This is a genomic window from Saccharothrix stipae (assembly GCF_054781895.1).
Genome location: NZ_BAAGTN010000024.1, coordinates 1 through 15,144 on the forward strand (window position 1 = coordinate 1; position 15,144 = coordinate 15,144).

A 15,144-nucleotide genomic window follows, 5' to 3' on the forward strand; every position below is an offset into this window, starting at 1 on the left:
GCGAGGTCGCGGTTGAGCACGTGGATGCCCAGGAAGCTCAACATCAACGACTGCGGCCGGACCTGCGCGTCCTGAGTCGGCGGATCGCCACCCGTGATCACCGGATGAGTGCGGCCCGTGCCCTCCATGGTGCCCTCCTTCACCGCATGACGTTAGGCAGATTCTTGACGACCGACATGGATAAGCCTAACTTCAAGCGTGCCGGTTCGAGCACGGGTCGGCGGGAGGGGCTCACATGGATCTGGCGGGCAAGGTCGCGGTGATCACCGGTGGCGGACGGGGGCTCGGGCTCGCCTACGCCACCGCCCTGGCCGGCGCGGGCGCCTCGGTGGTGGTCAACGACGCCGACGAGCAGGCGGCGAAAGCGGCCGCCGAGGCGATCGCGGCGGCGGGCGGCACCGCGATCGCGGAGGTCGGCGCGGTGGGTCCGAGCGAGGTGGCCGACCGCCTGGTCGGACGTGCCGTCGAGGAGTTCGGCCGGCTGGACCTGCTGGTGACCAACGCGGGCGTGCTGCGCGACCGGGTGCTGTGGAAGATGACCGACGACGACTTCGACACGGTCGTCGACGTGCACCTGCGCGGCACGTTCACCTGCGTCCGGGCCGCCGTGCGGCGGATGCGCGAACAGGGTGACGGGGGCAGCATCGTCGTCGTCGGCTCACCGGCGGGACAACGCGGCAACTTCGGGCAGACCAACTACTCCGCGGCCAAGGCGGGCGTCGTCGGCATGGTGCGCACCTGGGCGATGGAGTGCGCCAAGGCGGGCATCGCGGTCAACGCCGTCATCCCGGTCGCGGCCACCGCGATGACCAGGACCATCCCGGCGTTCGCGCCCTTCGTCGAGGCCGCCGAGCTGCGGGGCGAGCCCCTCCCGGCGTGGCTGCGCAAGGGCGAGGGGTTCGGCACGCCGGAGGACGCCGCCGGGCTGCTGGTCTTCCTGGCCTCCGACGCGGCCCGGGGGATCACCGGCCAGGCCATCGGCATCGGCGGCGACAAGGTGTCGCTGTGGTCGCACCCGGAGGAGGTCAGCGCGGCCTACAGCGACGGTGGCTGGGACGCGGACGCCCTCGCGGCGGCGTGGGCCACCTCGGTGGGACGACGACCCGAGACCTACGGCATTCCCGCCCCCCAAGCACCGACCGCGTGAGGGGAGTCCCGCCATGACCACTTCGCCGGACGTCCGCGGGCTGGTGGCCATCGACGTCCACACCCACGCCGAGGTCTCCGCCGACGGTCGGCCCTCGTTGCCGCCCGACCTGCTCGCCGCGTCGGAGAAGTACTTCAAGGCGCACGGCCACCGCCAGCCCACGATCCCGGAGATGGCGGCGTACTACCGCGAACGGCGGATGGCCGCCGTGGTGTTCACCGTCGACGCCGAGCACGCCACCGGGCACCCGCCCATCGGCAACGAAGAGGTCGCACAGGCGTGCGCGGAGCACCCCGACACGCTCATCCCGTTCGCCAGCGTCGACCCCTGGCGCGGCCGGGCGGGCGCGCGGACCGCGCGGCGGCTGGTGGAGGAGCACGGGGTCCGCGGCTTCAAGTTCCACCCGAGCCTGCAGGGGTTCGCGCCCGACGACCGCCTCGCCTACCCGCTCTACGAGGTGATCGAGGAACTCGGCGTGCCCGCGCTGTTCCACACCGGGCAGACCGGTATCGGCGCCGGGGTGGCGGGCGGTGGCGGGATCCGGCTCAAGTACTCCAACCCGATGCTCGTCGACGACGTCGCGGTCGACTTCCCGGAGCTGCGGATTATCCTGGCCCACCCGTCGTTCCCCTGGCAGGACGAGGCGCTCGCGGTGGCCACGCACAAGCCGCACGTCCACATCGACCTGTCGGGCTGGTCGCCGAAGTACTTCCCACCACAGCTCGTCCGCTACGCGAACTCCTTGTTGCAGGACAAGGTGCTGTTCGGCTCCGACTACCCCGTCATCACCCCCGACCGCTGGCTCGCCGACTTCGCGGCGTTGGACATCAAGCCCGAGGTCCGGCCCAAGATCCTCAAGGACAACGCCGCCCGCCTGCTGGGCCTGGTCAAGGACTGAGGGGGTCGTCATGCGCAACCAGGGCATCGGCTCGTGGACCGCACGGCGGGTCCGCAAGACGCCGGACAAGGTGGCGGTGATCCACCGAGGTCGCGCATCGACCTACCGGCAACTGCACGAGCGGGTGCTCCGGCTGGCGCACGGCCTGCGGCGGGCCGGTGTGGGCCGGGGCGACCGGGTCGCCTACCTGGGGCCCAACCACCCCGCCTTCCTGGAGACGTTGTTCGCCGCGGGCGTGCTCGGCGCGGTGTTCGTCCCGGTGAACATGCGGCTGGCGCCCGCGGAGGTGGCGCACGTGCTGACCGACTCCGGCAGCGGCGTGCTGGTGTACGCCCCGGAGCAAGCGGCCCTCGTCCAGGCGGTCCGCGGCGACGTGGGGCCGTTGCGGGTCATCGCGCTCGACCACCCCGCCGCGGGCGAGTCCTCGTACGAGGAGGTGATCGCGTCGTCCGCGGCCGATCCGATCGACGAACCGGTCACGCTCGACGACCTCTGCCTGATCATGTACACCTCGGGCACGACCGGGCGGCCCAAGGGCGCCGTGCTGACCCACGGCAACATCACCTGGAACACCGTCAACGTGCTGGTCGACGTCGACCTGGCCAGTGACGAGGTGACGCTGGTCGTCGCGCCGCTGTTCCACACCGCCGGGCTGAACATGACCTGCCTGCCCACGCTCATCAAGGGCGGCACGGTCGTCCTGATGTCCGCCTTCGACGCCGCCGAGGTGCTCGACCAGGTCGAAACCCACCGCGTCACCTACATGTTCGGCGTTCCCACCATGTACAACGCGATCGCCGCGTGCCCGCGTTGGGAGGAGGCGGACCTGTCCAGCCTGCGGCAGGTCAACTGCGGCGGCGCGCCGGTGCCGGCGTCGACCATCCGCACCTACCAGCGCCGCGGCCTGTCCTTCAGCCAGGGCTACGGCATGACCGAGACCTCGCCCGGCGCCCTGTACCTGACCAAGGAGATGAGCGAGGCCAAGGCGGGCACCGCCGGGGTGCCGCACTTCTTCACCGACGTGCGCGTGGTCGGACCGGGTCTGACCGACGTCGCGCCCGGTGAGAAGGGCGAGATCGTGATCAGCGGCCCCAACGTGATGCGCGGCTACTGGCAGCGCCCGGCGGAGACGGCGCGGGCCTTCGGCCCCGACGGGTGGTTCCACTCCGGCGACATCGCCACACCGGACGAGGACGGCTACATCGCCGTGGTCGACCGCCTCAAGGACGTGATCATCTCGGGCGGGGAGAACATCTACCCCGCCGAGGTCGAGAGCGTCCTGCACGAGCACCCCGCGATCGCCGAGTGCACCGTGATCGGCGTCCCCGACGCCCGGTGGGGTGAGGTGGGCCGGGCGGTCGTCACGGTCAACCCCGGTGCGGAAGCGGCCAGCGAGCAGGACGTGCTGGCGTTCCTGCGCGACCGGCTGGCCGGCTACAAGATCCCGAAGTCCGTGGTGTTCGTGGACGAGCTGCCGCAGAGCGCCACCGGAAAGCTGCTGAAGAAACTCGTGCGCGCCCGCTACGGCGCGAGCTGACCCGATCACACAGTCCACAGGAGACACGCCGCATGGAGATCACCGCAGAGGGCATCGACGGCCTGAAAGCGCTCGCCGCCACCGATCTCGGCCACACCGGGTGGCTGGAGATCACGCAGGACCGGGTGAACCTGTTCGCCGAGGCCACCGACGACCACCAGTGGATCCACGTGGACGTCGACAAGGCCGCCGACGGCCCGTTCGGGGGCACGATCGCGCACGGGTACCTCACGCTGTCGCTGATCATCCCGCTGTTCACCGCGCTGCTGAAGATCAACGGCGTGACCATGAGCGTCAACTACGGGCTCAACAAGGTCCGGTTCCCGTCACCGGTGCGGGTCGGTGACAAGATCCGGCTGCACGGCGCCGTCGGCGGCGTCACCGACGTCAAGGGCGACGGCGTGGAGATGTTGATCGACTTCACGGTCGAGATCGACGGCGTCGACAAGCCCGCCTGCGTCGCACAAGCGGTGTTGCGCCACTACACCTGAGGTCCGCGCCGCGGACCGGCAGCACACCCGCCCTCGCAGCGGAGGCATCCATGGCAGTGACGCCGGCCCGTTCCGGGCAGGACTCCAGCGGAACACCGTCCATCGGCCGGATCGCGGGCACGAGCTTCATCGGCACCGCGATCGAGTGGTACGACTTCTTCATCTACGCCAACGCCGCCGCGCTGGTCTTCGGCACCCAGTTCTTCCCGTCCCTGTCGCCCCTCGCCGCCTCGCTGGCCTCCTTGTCCACCTTCGCGGTCGGCTTCCTGGCCCGGCCGCTCGGCAGCGTCGTCATGGGTCACTACGGCGACCGGGTCGGCCGCAAGTCGATGTTGGTCACGTCCCTGCTGGTCATGGGCGTGGCGACGGTGCTCATCGGCCTGCTGCCGACCTACGCCCAGATCGGGGCGTGGGCGCCGGTCCTGCTGGTGGTGCTGAGGCTCGTGCAGGGCCTCGGGGTGGGTGGCGAGTGGGGCGGCGCCGTCCTGGTCGCGGTGGAGCACGCGCCGGGGTCCCGCCGGGGCTTCTACGGCAGCTTCCCGCAGATGGGCGTGCCCGCCGGGATCATCCTGTCGAACCTGGTGTTCCTCACGATGAGCTCGGCGCTCAGCCGCGAGCAGTTCGCCTCGTGGGGCTGGCGGGTGCCGTTCCTGCTCAGCGCGGTCCTGATCGCGGTCGGCCTGTACGTCCGCCTGCGGCTGGAGGAGTCGCCGCTGTTCCTGGCGGCCAAACGGGCGCGGGCGGACTCCCGGATGCCGGTGGTGGAACTCCTGCGCGACCACTGGCGGCGCGTCGTGCTGGCCGGTCTGGCGTTCATGGCCGCGAACACCATCGGCTACATCACCCTGGTCTACGTCCTGTCCTACACCACCGGTCCGCTGCGGATGTCGCGGAGCACGGTGCTGCTGCTCGTGCTGCTCGCGAGCGTGGTGCAGCTGGTGGCGACGCCGGCGCTGTCCGCGTTGTCCGACCGGCTCGGCCGCCGCAAGGTCTTCCTGGCCGGCGCGGCCCTGTCCGCGCTCTGGTCGTTGCCGCTGTTCATGCTGCTCGACACCCGCAGCCCGGCGGCGGTGCTGGTGGGCCTGGTGGTGGCGGTGACGTTCCTGTCCGCGATGTACGGCCCGCAGGCGGCCATCGCCGCCGAGTTGTTCCCGACGCGGGTGCGCTACAGCGGCGCGTCGCTGGGGTACCAGCTCAGCGCGATCTTCGGCGGTGGGCTGGCGCCGCTGATCGCGACCTCGCTGTACGCCAGGACCGGCACGTCGGCGTCGACCGCCCTGTACCTCGCCGCCATCTGCCTCATCAGCCTCGTCGCGATCGCGTTCGTGCCGGAGACGCACCGGACCGGACTCGTGGACCCGACCACCCCGACCTTGCCACCGCAGGAGGTTGCCAAATCATGACGTTCGCGCGTAACCAGTGGTACGTGGCGGCCTATGGCCGCGAGATCGGCCGCGAGCTGTTCGCCAGGACGATCCTGGGCGAGCCGCTGGTGTTCTACCGCAGTGAGGCGGGCGAGGTGGTGGCGCTGGCCGACCGGTGCGTGCACCGGCGCTACCCGCTCTCGGAGAGCAGGCTGGAAGGCGACACGATCGTCTGCGGCTACCACGGCTTCACCTACGACACGACCGGCAGCTGCGTGTTCGTGCCGGGGCAGGCGCGGATCCCGCGCACCGCGCGGGTGCCGTCCTACCCGGTGGTGGAGCAGGACTCGTTCGTCTGGGTGTGGATCGGCGAGCGCGACCGGGCCGACCGGGCGCTGATCCCCCGGGCGCCCTGGCTCGCCGACCCGGCCTACACCACGGTGTCCGGGATGGAGCCGTTGGCCGCCCGGTACGAGCTGCTGGTGGACAACCTGATGGACCTGTCGCACGAGACCTACCTGCACGGCGGGTACATCGGCACCCCCGAGGTGGCGAACACGCCGATCACCACCGAGGTCGACGAGGACAACGGGATCGTCTACGTCAGCCGGCACATGGCCGACGCCGCGTGCCCGCCGTTCTACGCCAAGTCCACCGGGATCGAGGGCCGGATCACGCGCTGGCAGGACATCGAGTACCACCCGCCGTGCCTGTACCTGTTGCACAGCCGGGTCGCGCCGGTCGGCGTGCTGCCCGAGGCCGACGGCTCGGACCCGCACGGCTTCCACGTCGAGGTCGTCTACGCCATCACACCCGAGACCGAGCACAGCACGCACGACTTCTGGGCCGTGGCGAGGGACTTCGCGCTGGACGACCAGGAGGTGTCGGACTTCCTGAGCGAGAGCAACCGCACGGTGGTGCTCCAGGACGTCACCGCGCTGGACATCCTGGAGCGCGTGATCCAGACCGAGCCGCCGGACTACCAGGAACTGTCGATCAACATCGACACCGGCGGGCTGGCGGCACGCCGCATCCTCAAGCGCATGGTGGCCGAGGCCGACGATCCCGCGAAGGCGGCGGCGACATGAGCGACCGGGTCTCGATGTTGCGCGGCGACAAGGTCTACCGCATCCACTGGAAGCCGGGCACCGACCTGCTGGTGGGCGTGTGCCACTGCGGCGCCGAGCACGACTCGGACGACCCGGCGCAGCTGTGGGACTGGCTGCTGGCCCACCCGGAGGGGCACGACCCGCGCGCGGCCGTGCCCCCGCCGACGGCCGACCGGCAGCCGGTCGGCGCCCATCGCTGAACAGGAGCCCCCGATGACCGCGTCCACCGAGCCACGGGCACAGGTGGAGCTCGACGTGCTGCTGGAGCGCAAGGAGCTCATCGCCGACGGCGTCGTGCGGCTGACCCTGCGCCACCCGCACGGCGAACCGCTGCCCGCCTGGGAACCCGGCGCCCACGTGGACCTCGTGCTCGGTCCGGACCTCGTCCGCCAGTACTCGCTGTGCGGCGACCCGGCGGACCGTTCGGTGCTCCAGGTGGCGGTGCTGCACGAGCCCGCCGGCCGTGGGGGCTCGCGGCACGTGCACTCGACGCTCACCGAGGGTTGCACGGTGCGCGTTCGAGGGCCCCGCAACCAGTTCCCGCTGGTCACGGCGGACCGCTACCTGTTCATCGCGGGAGGCATCGGCATCACCCCGATCGTGCCCATGATCAGGGCCGTCGCGGCTCGTGGCGCGTCTTGGCAGTTGCTGTACGGCGGCCGGACGCGGTCTTCCATGGCTTTCGCCGGAGAACTGCGCGACCGGTACGGCGACCGGGTGGTCGTGCGGCCACAGGACGAGACCGGGCTGCTGGACCTGGACTTGTTCCTGGTGGCGGACGCGGAGGTCTACTGCTGCGGGCCGGAGCCGCTGCTCGTCGCCGTCGAGCAGCGCGCTCCCGCCCGTCTGCACGTCGAGCGCTTCACGCCCAAGACCGGCGACGGCGAGCGCACGTCGTTCGAGGTCGAGTTGGCGCGGTCGGGTCGGACGCTGGTCGTGCCGGAGGAGAAGTCGATCCTGCACGCGGTGGAGGAGGCCGGGATCACGGTGCTGTCCTCGTGCCAGGAGGGGACGTGCGGCACGTGCGAGACGGGTGTGCTGGAGGGGGTTCCGGACCACCGGGACTCGGTGCTCAACGCCGAGGAGCGGGCCGCCTGCGACGTGATGATGATCTGCGTGTCGCGGTCGCGCGGCCCGCGGCTCGTCCTCGACCTGTGACCCGCGAGCCGGACCGGTCGATCACCAACCCCGCGGTCGCGAACGGCTCCCGGCCACTCGTCCGCACCGGCGCGTTCAGCCGCAGGGCACGGCCGGGTTCCCCAGCGCCGCCGTCGGCGCGCCGGTGGCGAGGCCGGTCAGCGTGACGGGGACGCGCACGCAGTTGTCACCCTCGTCGAGTTCGCGCAGCCTGTTCCCGGGGTCGACGCGGGTGACGAGTGCGTACGTGCCGTCCGCCAGGCCGCTGACCTCGATCATCTGGTCGGGCAGCGCCCACCAGTACTCGTCCGCCCAGCCCCGGGCGATGCCGTTCTTGAACGCGTCGACGCCGGCCGGCGAGTCCGGTTCGGGGGCCAGGCAGCGCGGTGCCGGGTAGGTCTGCGGCGAGTTGCCCTTCCGGTCCCACCACGCCAGTTCGGTGTCGGCCATGCAGAAGCCGTTCTTCGTCCCGGTGGCGGCGGGGGCGGTTCCGGTCGGCCGCCCGGCGGCGTCCACCGCCCACAGCTCGGAGACCGAGAACTCCTCGAAGTGGTAGTGGGAGTGGATCGGGTGGTAGTGCATCGCGCCCACGGACGCGATGTCGGTGAACGTCCCGTCGGAGCGGTGGATGCGCTGGGCGCCGGGCACCTCGTGCGGCCGTTGCCCGGCGGGCGTGCGGTAGCGGACGTCCACCGGGCCGTCGCCGGTGTTGGCCATGGCCTGACCGAACCGCAGGCACAGCCGCGCGTCCCGCTCCTCGACCTCGCTGCGGAAGCACGACGAGCCGGGCTCGGCGGCGTCGCCGAAGAACGGCGGCGGCGTGTCGAACGTCGCGAAGCGCTGCGGCAACGCCTCCAGGTCGGGCAGCAGGTCGCGCGGCGCGGGTTCGACGCGGGAGTCCTCGTTCTCCACCAGCCCCTCGTACCGGACGGAGCTGGACGCCAGCTCGGGCACGAACGGGTTCTGGAAGACGTAGACGGTGTAGCGGGCGGTGGTCTTGGGCAGCCACACCGAGCGCGACGTGCCGATCTGCGCGTCGGCGAGGGCGACCCGGCGACCACCCCGGTAGACGGCGAAGCCCAGGCTGTCGTCCGGGGTTGCGCCGACCGTGCGGATCGCCAGCTCGACCCCGCCGGGCCGGTCCCGCAGCCGCGCGGGCAGCCGCACCGCCACCTCGGCCCGGTCGCACCCCACCGGCCGGCACTCGGGCACGTCGCGCACCCGCGGGTCGTCCCGGGCCACCGAGCCGCGCCAGGACGCCGACCGGTCCGAGTCGACCACCACGCCCGGACCACGCGCGGCCGCCGGAACCGCGGCGGTCAGCAGCGACACCAACACCGGCACGACCACGCCCGCACCCCTCATGCCGACCAGCCTGGCCCCGCGGCGCGACGGCTGTCAGCCCCTGCACCCCGATCGGGTGCGCCGCCGATCGGGGAGCCGACCGTCCACCCCGGCTGTCCATCGACAACGAGATCGCCTCGTCGAAGTGGGTGCGGACCTGCGGCACACCCCGACCGACGGTCGACCGCTCAGGGGCACCCCGACAGGGTGTGGCTGCAACGAGGCGGTGACCTGAACACTGGTCCCATGGACGCGAAGCGCCGACTGGGCGAGTTCCTCCAGGCCCGTCGGGCGCGGCTGCTGCCCGAGGACGTCGGCCTGGTCGATCACGGTGACCGCCGCCGGGTGCCAGGGTTGCGGCGCGAGGAGCTGGCGATGCTGGCCGGCGTGAGCGCCCCTTACTACTCGCGGTTGGAACAGGGGCAGTCGCCCAACGCGTCGCCCGAGGTGCTGGACGCGCTGGCCGGGGCGCTGCGGCTGGACGAGGCCGAGCGACGTCACCTGCACGAGTTGGCGGCCGGGTCACGACGGCGGCCCGGCCGGCGGCGGTCCGACGTCGAACGGGTCGTCCCGGCCGTGCGGCAGCTGCTGGCGGCGTTGGGGGAGGTCCCGGCGGTGGTGCTGGGGTACCGCGGTGACGTGCTGGCCTGGAACCGGGCCGGGCACTCGCTGTTCGCCGGGCACCTGGCCGCGGCCGCGCCCGAGCGGCCGCGGGACCGGCCGAACATGCCACGCCTGGTGTTCCTGGACGCGCACACCCGCGAGCTGTACGCCGACTGGCCGGCCAAGGCGAAGGCCGTCGTCGGCACGCTGCGGCTGGCGTCCGGGCAGCACCAGGACGACCCCGCGCTGGCCGCGCTGGTGGGTGAGCTGTCGGTGCGCAGCCCGGAGTTCGCGTCCTGGTGGGGCGATCACCGCATCAAGTCCGGCGGTGACGCGGTGTACGAGATGCGGCACCCGCTGGTGGGCGCCCTCACCGTCACCCAGCAGAGCCTGCGGACGGAGACGGGGCAGCACGTCGTGGTGGCGACCACCGAGGTCGGTTCGCCCTCGCACGCGGCCATGACCCTGTTGATGCACGACGCGGCCACCCGCTCACCGACGAGGACCGCGCACGCGCCGAAGGAGCCGTCGCGCGAGTAGCCGGGTGACTCCCGCCCACACCTGAACGCCGACCGTCGACCCACACCCGTGGGGAGACCGGTCGAACGCGCCCGAAAACACCCGAGGAATCGAGGAAGCAATGCACAGGAAGACCATCGTCGCCGCGGTCGTGGCGGCCGGAACGGCCGCCCTGGTCGCCGCGTCCCCCGCCACGGCGGCGGAGCCGACCGCGCCGACCGCGGTCCAGGGATCGACCGCTTCGCCGAACGTGGTGGTGCGGTCGAGGATCGCGACCCACTTCGACCTCGCTCAGGGGCAGATGCCGGAGAACGTCGCCCTGGCGCCGGACGGCACCGCCTACGTCACCTTCGCAGGGGCCCGCCAGGTCGCTGCGGTCGTGCCCGGCGGCACCACGCGGATCCTCGCCACCCTGCCCGCGCCGGCGGACGGCGGCGCGGGCACCCCGGTGCTGGGCTTCGCCCTGACGACCGGGATCGTGCGCACCACCGACGGGACTCTCTACTTCCTCTACGCCAGCGGTGACGCCGGTTCCACGGGGCTCTACCGCCTGCGGCCGGGCGGCACGCCGCGGCGCATCGCCGCGCTGCCCGCGGACGGGTTGCCCAACGGACTGGCGCTCGACGAACGCGCCGGGACCTTCTACGTCACCGACTCCGTGCTCGGCGCGATCCTGGCCGTGCCGCTGCGCGGCGGCACGGCCGCGGTCTGGTCGTCGGCCCCGGAACTCACCGCCACCGGTTTCCTGGGCGCCAACGGCGTGAAGGTGCGCGGAGGGGCGGTGTGGGCCACCAACCTGGACCGGGGCACCCTGTTGCGCATCCCGGTGCGGCACGGGCGGTCCGGCCGGGTCGAGGTCCGCGCCACCGGCCTGGTCGGCGTCGACGACTTCGCCTTCTTCGGTGACGACGTGCTGGCCACCCTCAACGGGCCGAGCGAGCTGGTCCGCGTCGCCCCCGACGGCACCGCCACCACGTTGCTGGGCTCCGCCGAGGGCCTGCAGAACCCGACCTCGGTGGCCGTGCGCGGAGACATCGCATACGTCCTCAGCGCCGCCTACACCACCGCCACCGACCCGAACCTGGTGCTGGCGACGCTGCGGTGCCCCTGACCGACGGGACCCGAGCCGGCTCGTGCGGGTGCCCGGCCGACCTGCCGAGCGCCTCGACCACCGTGCTCCGCGCTCACCAAGCAGGCGAAGCCCGTCCGATGACGCCCGACCTGGTGGTCACCGCTTCCAGGTGATCGGTGACTTCAGGTAGTCGTCGCCCTCGTTGTACTCCGCGCCCGCGACGGTTCCGTCGCCCTCACGGGCACCTTGCAGGACGCAGGTCTCGTACTTCGCTCCCGCAGTGGTGAAGTCCTTCTTCGCGGTCTCCGACTGGCACTGGGGGGTCTCGCCGGTGATGATCACGCCGGTGGACCGGCCGTCCGCGCCGACCGCCCGCAAGCGCACCGAGCTGTAGGACAGGTCGGTGCCGCCGACGTTCTCCACCGAAACCCTGATGTAGTAGGGCGTGATGCCCTTGGCCTTGTCCCCGAAGGCGGCCAGGTCGGCGTTGGAGCCCTGCTCGATCGCGGTGACCACGATCGCGATCGTGCCCTTCTGGTCGGTGCCGTACTCGAACGGCACCACCGCGCGATCACCGACCTTGAGCTCGGTGTCCGGCGGGGTGACGTCACCCGAGGCAGCCTTGGGCTTGGCCGAGCTCGCCGTCGCGGAGCCCGACTTTGCCGACGTGGTCGACGTCCCGGTCGAGGCCTCGGTGGAGGACCCGGTCGAGGCCGGTGCCGCGCTACCCCCGGTGCTGCTCCCGCAGGCCGACGACAGGAGCGCCGCCGCGCTCACGGCAGTGATCAAAGTGCGACTGACGGGCATGAACGGATCTCCTCGCTGCCGCCTGGGACGTGGCGGGTTCGGTGAAGGACTCGGTGCGGCCCGGGCTCGCACGTCGCCGCCCCCGACCGCATGGCCGGACCGTATCCGCGTTCGGGTCGGCGCACTGTGGTCCGTTCACACCACAGTCACAGGTCGTCGAGGTGGACCAGGCCGTCCTGGATCGCGCGCGCCACCAGGGCGGCCTTGGTCGGCGCCTCGCGGCCGCTGAGCGCGTACTTGATCCTGATCCGCTCCAGGTGGGAGTTCACCGTGTTCAGCGAGATCCCCAGGCGCTGGGCGACGAAGTCCTTGGACTCCGACTGGAACCACTCGACCAGCACCTCGGTCTCCCGCGCCGACAGCACCGGCCGCTGGTCGGAGCGGTCGCCGGCGAGCGCGCCCGCGAGGGACGGCGGGGTGTACGCCCGGCCCGCCGCGGCCGCCCTCGTGGCCTGCAGGAGGTGGTCGGCGCCTTCGGCTTTGGTCAGGTAGCTCAGCGCACCAAGCTCCAGGCATTGCAGCGCGATGTCGTCGTCGGCCCGCATCGAGTAGACCACGACCCGCCTGCCCGCCTGGGCCAGCCTCCGCAGGTCACCCAGCGCCGGCGTCGGGCCACCCAGGTGCAGGTCGAGGATGACCACGTCGGCGTCCGCGCCCTCACCGAGCCAGGCGACGCGCACGTCCTCGCCCGCGGCGGCCAGCCGGATCGGCGGCGTGCCGGACGACAGCCAGTGGGCGACCCCGGCCCGCACCGCCGGGTGGTCGTCCACGACCACCGCGCTCAACCGCTCGTCCGCCGCCACTTGGCCTCCATCCGCACGTGCTCACCATAGGTCCCGCAGTCCACCTCGACCCGCGAAGAGGGGGCGGCCGCCACTTCGACGCCGGCGTCCGCGACCACGGCGACCCGCACCTCCTCGTCGGTGCGCAGCACGCTCACCCGTGCGCGCGCCCGCGCCGCCGACAACGCGGCCACAACGGGGCCGGTGAGTTCACGGCGCACGTCGGCCGGCACCGGCACGGGCGTGCCGCTGACCGCCAGCGACACCTCGACGCCCCTCCGCTCGGCCACGTCGACGCACGCGGTGACCTCGTGCACCAACGGGTCGGGGACGTCGTCGTTCTCGGCGAACAACCTGCGCAGCTGGGTGGCGGCGAGGGCGCACCGCCGCCGGGTCTCGTCGTCGCGGGGGTCCAGCACACCGTCGGCCAGGTCCGCCAACAACGGCAGCGTCACGCCCAACTGCCCGGCGAAGCCGATCCGCTGCTCCTGCTCCCACTGCTCGGCCAGCGCCACCCGGGTCGCCATCCGGTCCCGCTCGGCGGCCATCGCGGTCGCCTGGCGGGCGCTGCGGCGCAGCAGCCGGGTGATCACCACGACGGCCAGCTGAATGCTGGTGGTGCTGAGCACGACCACCCCCGCGACGCCCACCTCGGCGTGCTCCGGCGCGCCGGTCAGCAGGAAGTGGGCGACGCTCGCCGCCACGTGCACGGCCACCGCCGCGAGCAGCACGGCGACCCGGTCGAGGAGCAGCAGCAACAGGTTCCACCCCACCAGGCCGAACGACCAGTGCGGTGCGCGGAAGTGCCCGTCCGCCGGCAGAACGGCGACCACGCCCAGTGCGGCGGTCAGCACCATGACGGTGCCGACGACCACGACGGCGGTCGGCAGGGGTCTCCGGCGCACCACCCACGCACCGCAGGTGGCGGGGACGAGCACCAGCGCGGTGAAAGCGGCGACGGCGACCCATCCCGATCGGTACTCGAGCGCGACCAGCGGCGCCACGCTCAGCGCGGGCACCACCCCGGCGACGCCGAGCAGCGCGAGCCGCATGGTGGCGTGCACGTCGTCGGCCGCGGTCGCCGCGGCGAGGGTCTCAGCCACCCGGCCACACCAGCCGCACCGAGGTCCCCGCACCGGGGCGCGAGGTGATCGCGGCGCTGCCACCGACCCCGGTCATGCGTTCGACGACCGAGCCCCGGAGCCCGCGGCGGTAGTGCGGCACCTCCTCGGGGCGGAACCCCGCGCCGGTGTCGCTCACCTCCACGACGACGCCGTCGCCGTCGCCCCGGACGTCCAGCGTCGCGGTGTCCACGCCCGCGTGCCGCTCGACGTTGGCCAGCACCTCCCGCAACGCGCGCACCAGCGCGAGCGCCACCGACGCGGGTACCAGCGGTGCGTCCCACCACCGGGCCTCGACGGTCAGCGGGCCGCGCTCCACGACGGCGCGCAACGAGGCGTTCAGGTCGACCGGGCTGTCCTGTGCGGTCGGCCCGCCCGCCGACCCCGTGAGCGCGGCCAGGTCGTGCCGGGCGTACCCGGCCGCCTGCGTCGGATCGACGTCGCGCCCGTGCACGGCCACCAGGAGGAACGTCGCCGAGGCCGTGTCGTGCAGCAGCGCCAGGTACTCGCGTTCCCTCCGGTGGCGCTCCAGCGCGAGGGCCTCCGCCCGTTCCAGGTCCGCCCGGCGCGCCCGCAACACGTCCACGCGCCTGCTCGACCGCCACAGCAGCACGAACGCCAGGCGCGACAGCGCGCACTCGACCAGCAGCCGGGGCACGACCGCCCCACCTTCGCCGAAACCGATCACGGCGAGGTCGACCGCGAGCAACCCGGCGGTGACGGGTACCGCGACCTTCGGCGACCACTCCCACTGCAACGTGATCGCCGTGGTGGTCAGGACGTTGAGGGCCCACAGGTTCGGGTGTCCGCCGGTCCACTCCTGAGCCGCGCAGACCGCCACCACACGCGCCACGGCGAACCCGAGCGCCCACGGGGCCGCACGCCCGGAGAGCCCCGACCAGCAGTCCACCACGGCGCCGACGACCACCAGCCCGAGCAGCGCGAGTCCCAGCGCAAGGGCCTCGGCGGGCACGGTCAGGACCCCGAAAACGCTGATGAGGAGCAGTCCGACACCTCGTACGGGTCGAACCAGCCTGCGGGCGTCGGTCAGGAACTCGGCCTCGACGCTACCTCGCGGGGAAGGCGGCGACATGGCGGTCCTCCGGGCCCCGGCACGGGACCGCGGTCGCCGCGGCTCGGTCACGGGACGGCGAGCGCTCCGACAACACCCGGTGACCCTAACAAACCACCCCGGGTCCCGTCGGACCGCGCG

At 72.5% G+C, this 15,144-nt stretch carries 15 protein-coding genes; 10 read left to right on the forward strand and 5 right to left on the reverse strand.

Going from position 1 to position 15,144, the window contains the following annotated elements:
* The first annotated feature begins 235 nt into the window (after nucleotides 1–235).
* The 8 genes from ACYVLT_RS36250 to ACYVLT_RS36285 are packed head-to-tail and all read left to right on the forward strand — an operon-like array spanning nucleotide 236 to nucleotide 7,704.
* Nucleotides 236–1,147, forward strand: a complete 912-nt coding sequence (locus ACYVLT_RS36250; protein WP_461124688.1) for an SDR family NAD(P)-dependent oxidoreductase — start codon at nucleotides 236–238, stop codon at nucleotides 1,145–1,147.
* 13 nt (nucleotides 1,148–1,160) lie between these two features.
* Nucleotides 1,161–2,045, forward strand: coding sequence for an amidohydrolase family protein (locus tag ACYVLT_RS36255; protein WP_461124689.1), 885 nt, complete (start codon nucleotides 1,161–1,163; stop codon nucleotides 2,043–2,045).
* Nucleotides 2,046–2,055: 10 nt separating this feature from the next.
* Nucleotides 2,056–3,582, forward strand: coding sequence for an acyl-CoA synthetase (locus ACYVLT_RS36260; RefSeq protein ID WP_461124690.1), 1,527 nt, complete (start codon nucleotides 2,056–2,058; stop codon nucleotides 3,580–3,582).
* A 32-nt stretch (nucleotides 3,583–3,614) separates the two neighbouring features.
* Nucleotides 3,615–4,073 (forward strand): MaoC family dehydratase, encoded by a 459-nt coding sequence (locus tag ACYVLT_RS36265; RefSeq protein ID WP_461124691.1) that lies wholly within the window; start codon nucleotides 3,615–3,617, stop codon nucleotides 4,071–4,073.
* A 50-nt stretch (nucleotides 4,074–4,123) separates the two neighbouring features.
* Entirely contained in the window at nucleotides 4,124–5,476 is a 1,353-nt protein-coding gene (locus tag ACYVLT_RS36270; RefSeq protein ID WP_461124692.1) for an MFS transporter, read from the forward strand.
* Complete coding sequence (locus ACYVLT_RS36275; protein ID WP_461124693.1) at nucleotides 5,473–6,525, forward strand: aromatic ring-hydroxylating dioxygenase subunit alpha; 1,053 nt, start codon at nucleotides 5,473–5,475, stop codon at nucleotides 6,523–6,525. The genes ACYVLT_RS36270 and ACYVLT_RS36275 overlap by 4 nt, the downstream gene beginning before the upstream one ends.
* Nucleotides 6,522–6,746, forward strand: coding sequence for a hypothetical protein (locus tag ACYVLT_RS36280; protein ID WP_461124694.1), 225 nt, complete (start codon nucleotides 6,522–6,524; stop codon nucleotides 6,744–6,746). The genes ACYVLT_RS36275 and ACYVLT_RS36280 overlap by 4 nt, the downstream gene beginning before the upstream one ends.
* Before the next feature lie 13 nt (nucleotides 6,747–6,759).
* Nucleotides 6,760–7,704, forward strand: a complete 945-nt coding sequence (locus ACYVLT_RS36285) for a PDR/VanB family oxidoreductase (protein ID WP_461124695.1) — start codon at nucleotides 6,760–6,762, stop codon at nucleotides 7,702–7,704.
* Nucleotides 7,705–7,779: 75 nt separating this feature from the next.
* Here the strand turns inward: ACYVLT_RS36285 and ACYVLT_RS36290 are convergent, their stop codons facing one another.
* Nucleotides 7,780–9,048, reverse strand: coding sequence for a lysyl oxidase family protein (locus ACYVLT_RS36290; protein ID WP_461124696.1), 1,269 nt, complete (start codon nucleotides 9,046–9,048; stop codon nucleotides 7,780–7,782).
* A gap of 225 nt (nucleotides 9,049–9,273) precedes the next feature.
* On the opposite strand from ACYVLT_RS36290, the gene ACYVLT_RS36295 reads away from it, so the two are divergent.
* Together ACYVLT_RS36295 and ACYVLT_RS36300 are read left to right on the forward strand one after the other, a co-directional pair.
* Nucleotides 9,274–10,170 carry a helix-turn-helix domain-containing protein gene (locus tag ACYVLT_RS36295; protein WP_461124697.1) on the forward strand — a complete coding sequence of 299 codons (897 nt, stop codon included), beginning with the start codon at nucleotides 9,274–9,276 and terminating at the stop codon, nucleotides 10,168–10,170.
* A gap of 100 nt (nucleotides 10,171–10,270) precedes the next feature.
* Nucleotides 10,271–11,260, forward strand: coding sequence for a hypothetical protein (locus ACYVLT_RS36300; protein WP_461124698.1), 990 nt, complete (start codon nucleotides 10,271–10,273; stop codon nucleotides 11,258–11,260).
* A gap of 117 nt (nucleotides 11,261–11,377) precedes the next feature.
* Here ACYVLT_RS36300 and ACYVLT_RS36305 read toward each other — a convergent pair whose 3' ends face one another.
* From ACYVLT_RS36305 to ACYVLT_RS36320, 4 genes are all read right to left on the reverse strand, one after another.
* Entirely contained in the window at nucleotides 11,378–11,998 is a 621-nt protein-coding gene (locus ACYVLT_RS36305) for a hypothetical protein (RefSeq protein WP_461124699.1), read from the reverse strand.
* Between the two features lie 176 nt (nucleotides 11,999–12,174).
* Entirely contained in the window at nucleotides 12,175–12,831 is a 657-nt protein-coding gene (locus tag ACYVLT_RS36310) for a response regulator transcription factor (protein WP_461124700.1), read from the reverse strand.
* Nucleotides 12,810–13,913 (reverse strand): hypothetical protein, encoded by a 1,104-nt coding sequence (locus ACYVLT_RS36315; protein ID WP_461124701.1) that lies wholly within the window; start codon nucleotides 13,911–13,913, stop codon nucleotides 12,810–12,812. The genes ACYVLT_RS36310 and ACYVLT_RS36315 overlap by 22 nt, the downstream gene beginning before the upstream one ends.
* Entirely contained in the window at nucleotides 13,906–15,024 is a 1,119-nt protein-coding gene (locus ACYVLT_RS36320) for a sensor histidine kinase (protein WP_461124702.1), read from the reverse strand. The genes ACYVLT_RS36315 and ACYVLT_RS36320 overlap by 8 nt, the downstream gene beginning before the upstream one ends.
* Between the last annotated feature and the right edge of the window lie 120 nt (nucleotides 15,025–15,144).

Coding starts and splice junctions, on each gene's coding strand:
- ACYVLT_RS36290 (WP_461124696.1), bottom strand. CDS start 9,048: ATGAGGGGTGCGGGCGTGGTCGTGCCGGTGTTGGTGTCGCTGCTGACC.
- ACYVLT_RS36280 (WP_461124694.1), top strand. CDS start 6,522: ATGAGCGACCGGGTCTCGATGTTGCGCGGCGACAAGGTCTACCGCATC.
- ACYVLT_RS36260 (WP_461124690.1), top strand. CDS start 2,056: ATGCGCAACCAGGGCATCGGCTCGTGGACCGCACGGCGGGTCCGCAAG.
- ACYVLT_RS36300 (WP_461124698.1), top strand. CDS start 10,271: ATGCACAGGAAGACCATCGTCGCCGCGGTCGTGGCGGCCGGAACGGCC.
- ACYVLT_RS36255 (WP_461124689.1), top strand. CDS start 1,161: ATGACCACTTCGCCGGACGTCCGCGGGCTGGTGGCCATCGACGTCCAC.
- ACYVLT_RS36270 (WP_461124692.1), top strand. CDS start 4,124: ATGGCAGTGACGCCGGCCCGTTCCGGGCAGGACTCCAGCGGAACACCG.
- ACYVLT_RS36295 (WP_461124697.1), top strand. CDS start 9,274: ATGGACGCGAAGCGCCGACTGGGCGAGTTCCTCCAGGCCCGTCGGGCG.
- ACYVLT_RS36275 (WP_461124693.1), top strand. CDS start 5,473: ATGACGTTCGCGCGTAACCAGTGGTACGTGGCGGCCTATGGCCGCGAG.
- ACYVLT_RS36320 (WP_461124702.1), bottom strand. CDS start 15,024: ATGTCGCCGCCTTCCCCGCGAGGTAGCGTCGAGGCCGAGTTCCTGACC.
- ACYVLT_RS36285 (WP_461124695.1), top strand. CDS start 6,760: ATGACCGCGTCCACCGAGCCACGGGCACAGGTGGAGCTCGACGTGCTG.
- ACYVLT_RS36265 (WP_461124691.1), top strand. CDS start 3,615: ATGGAGATCACCGCAGAGGGCATCGACGGCCTGAAAGCGCTCGCCGCC.
- ACYVLT_RS36250 (WP_461124688.1), top strand. CDS start 236: ATGGATCTGGCGGGCAAGGTCGCGGTGATCACCGGTGGCGGACGGGGG.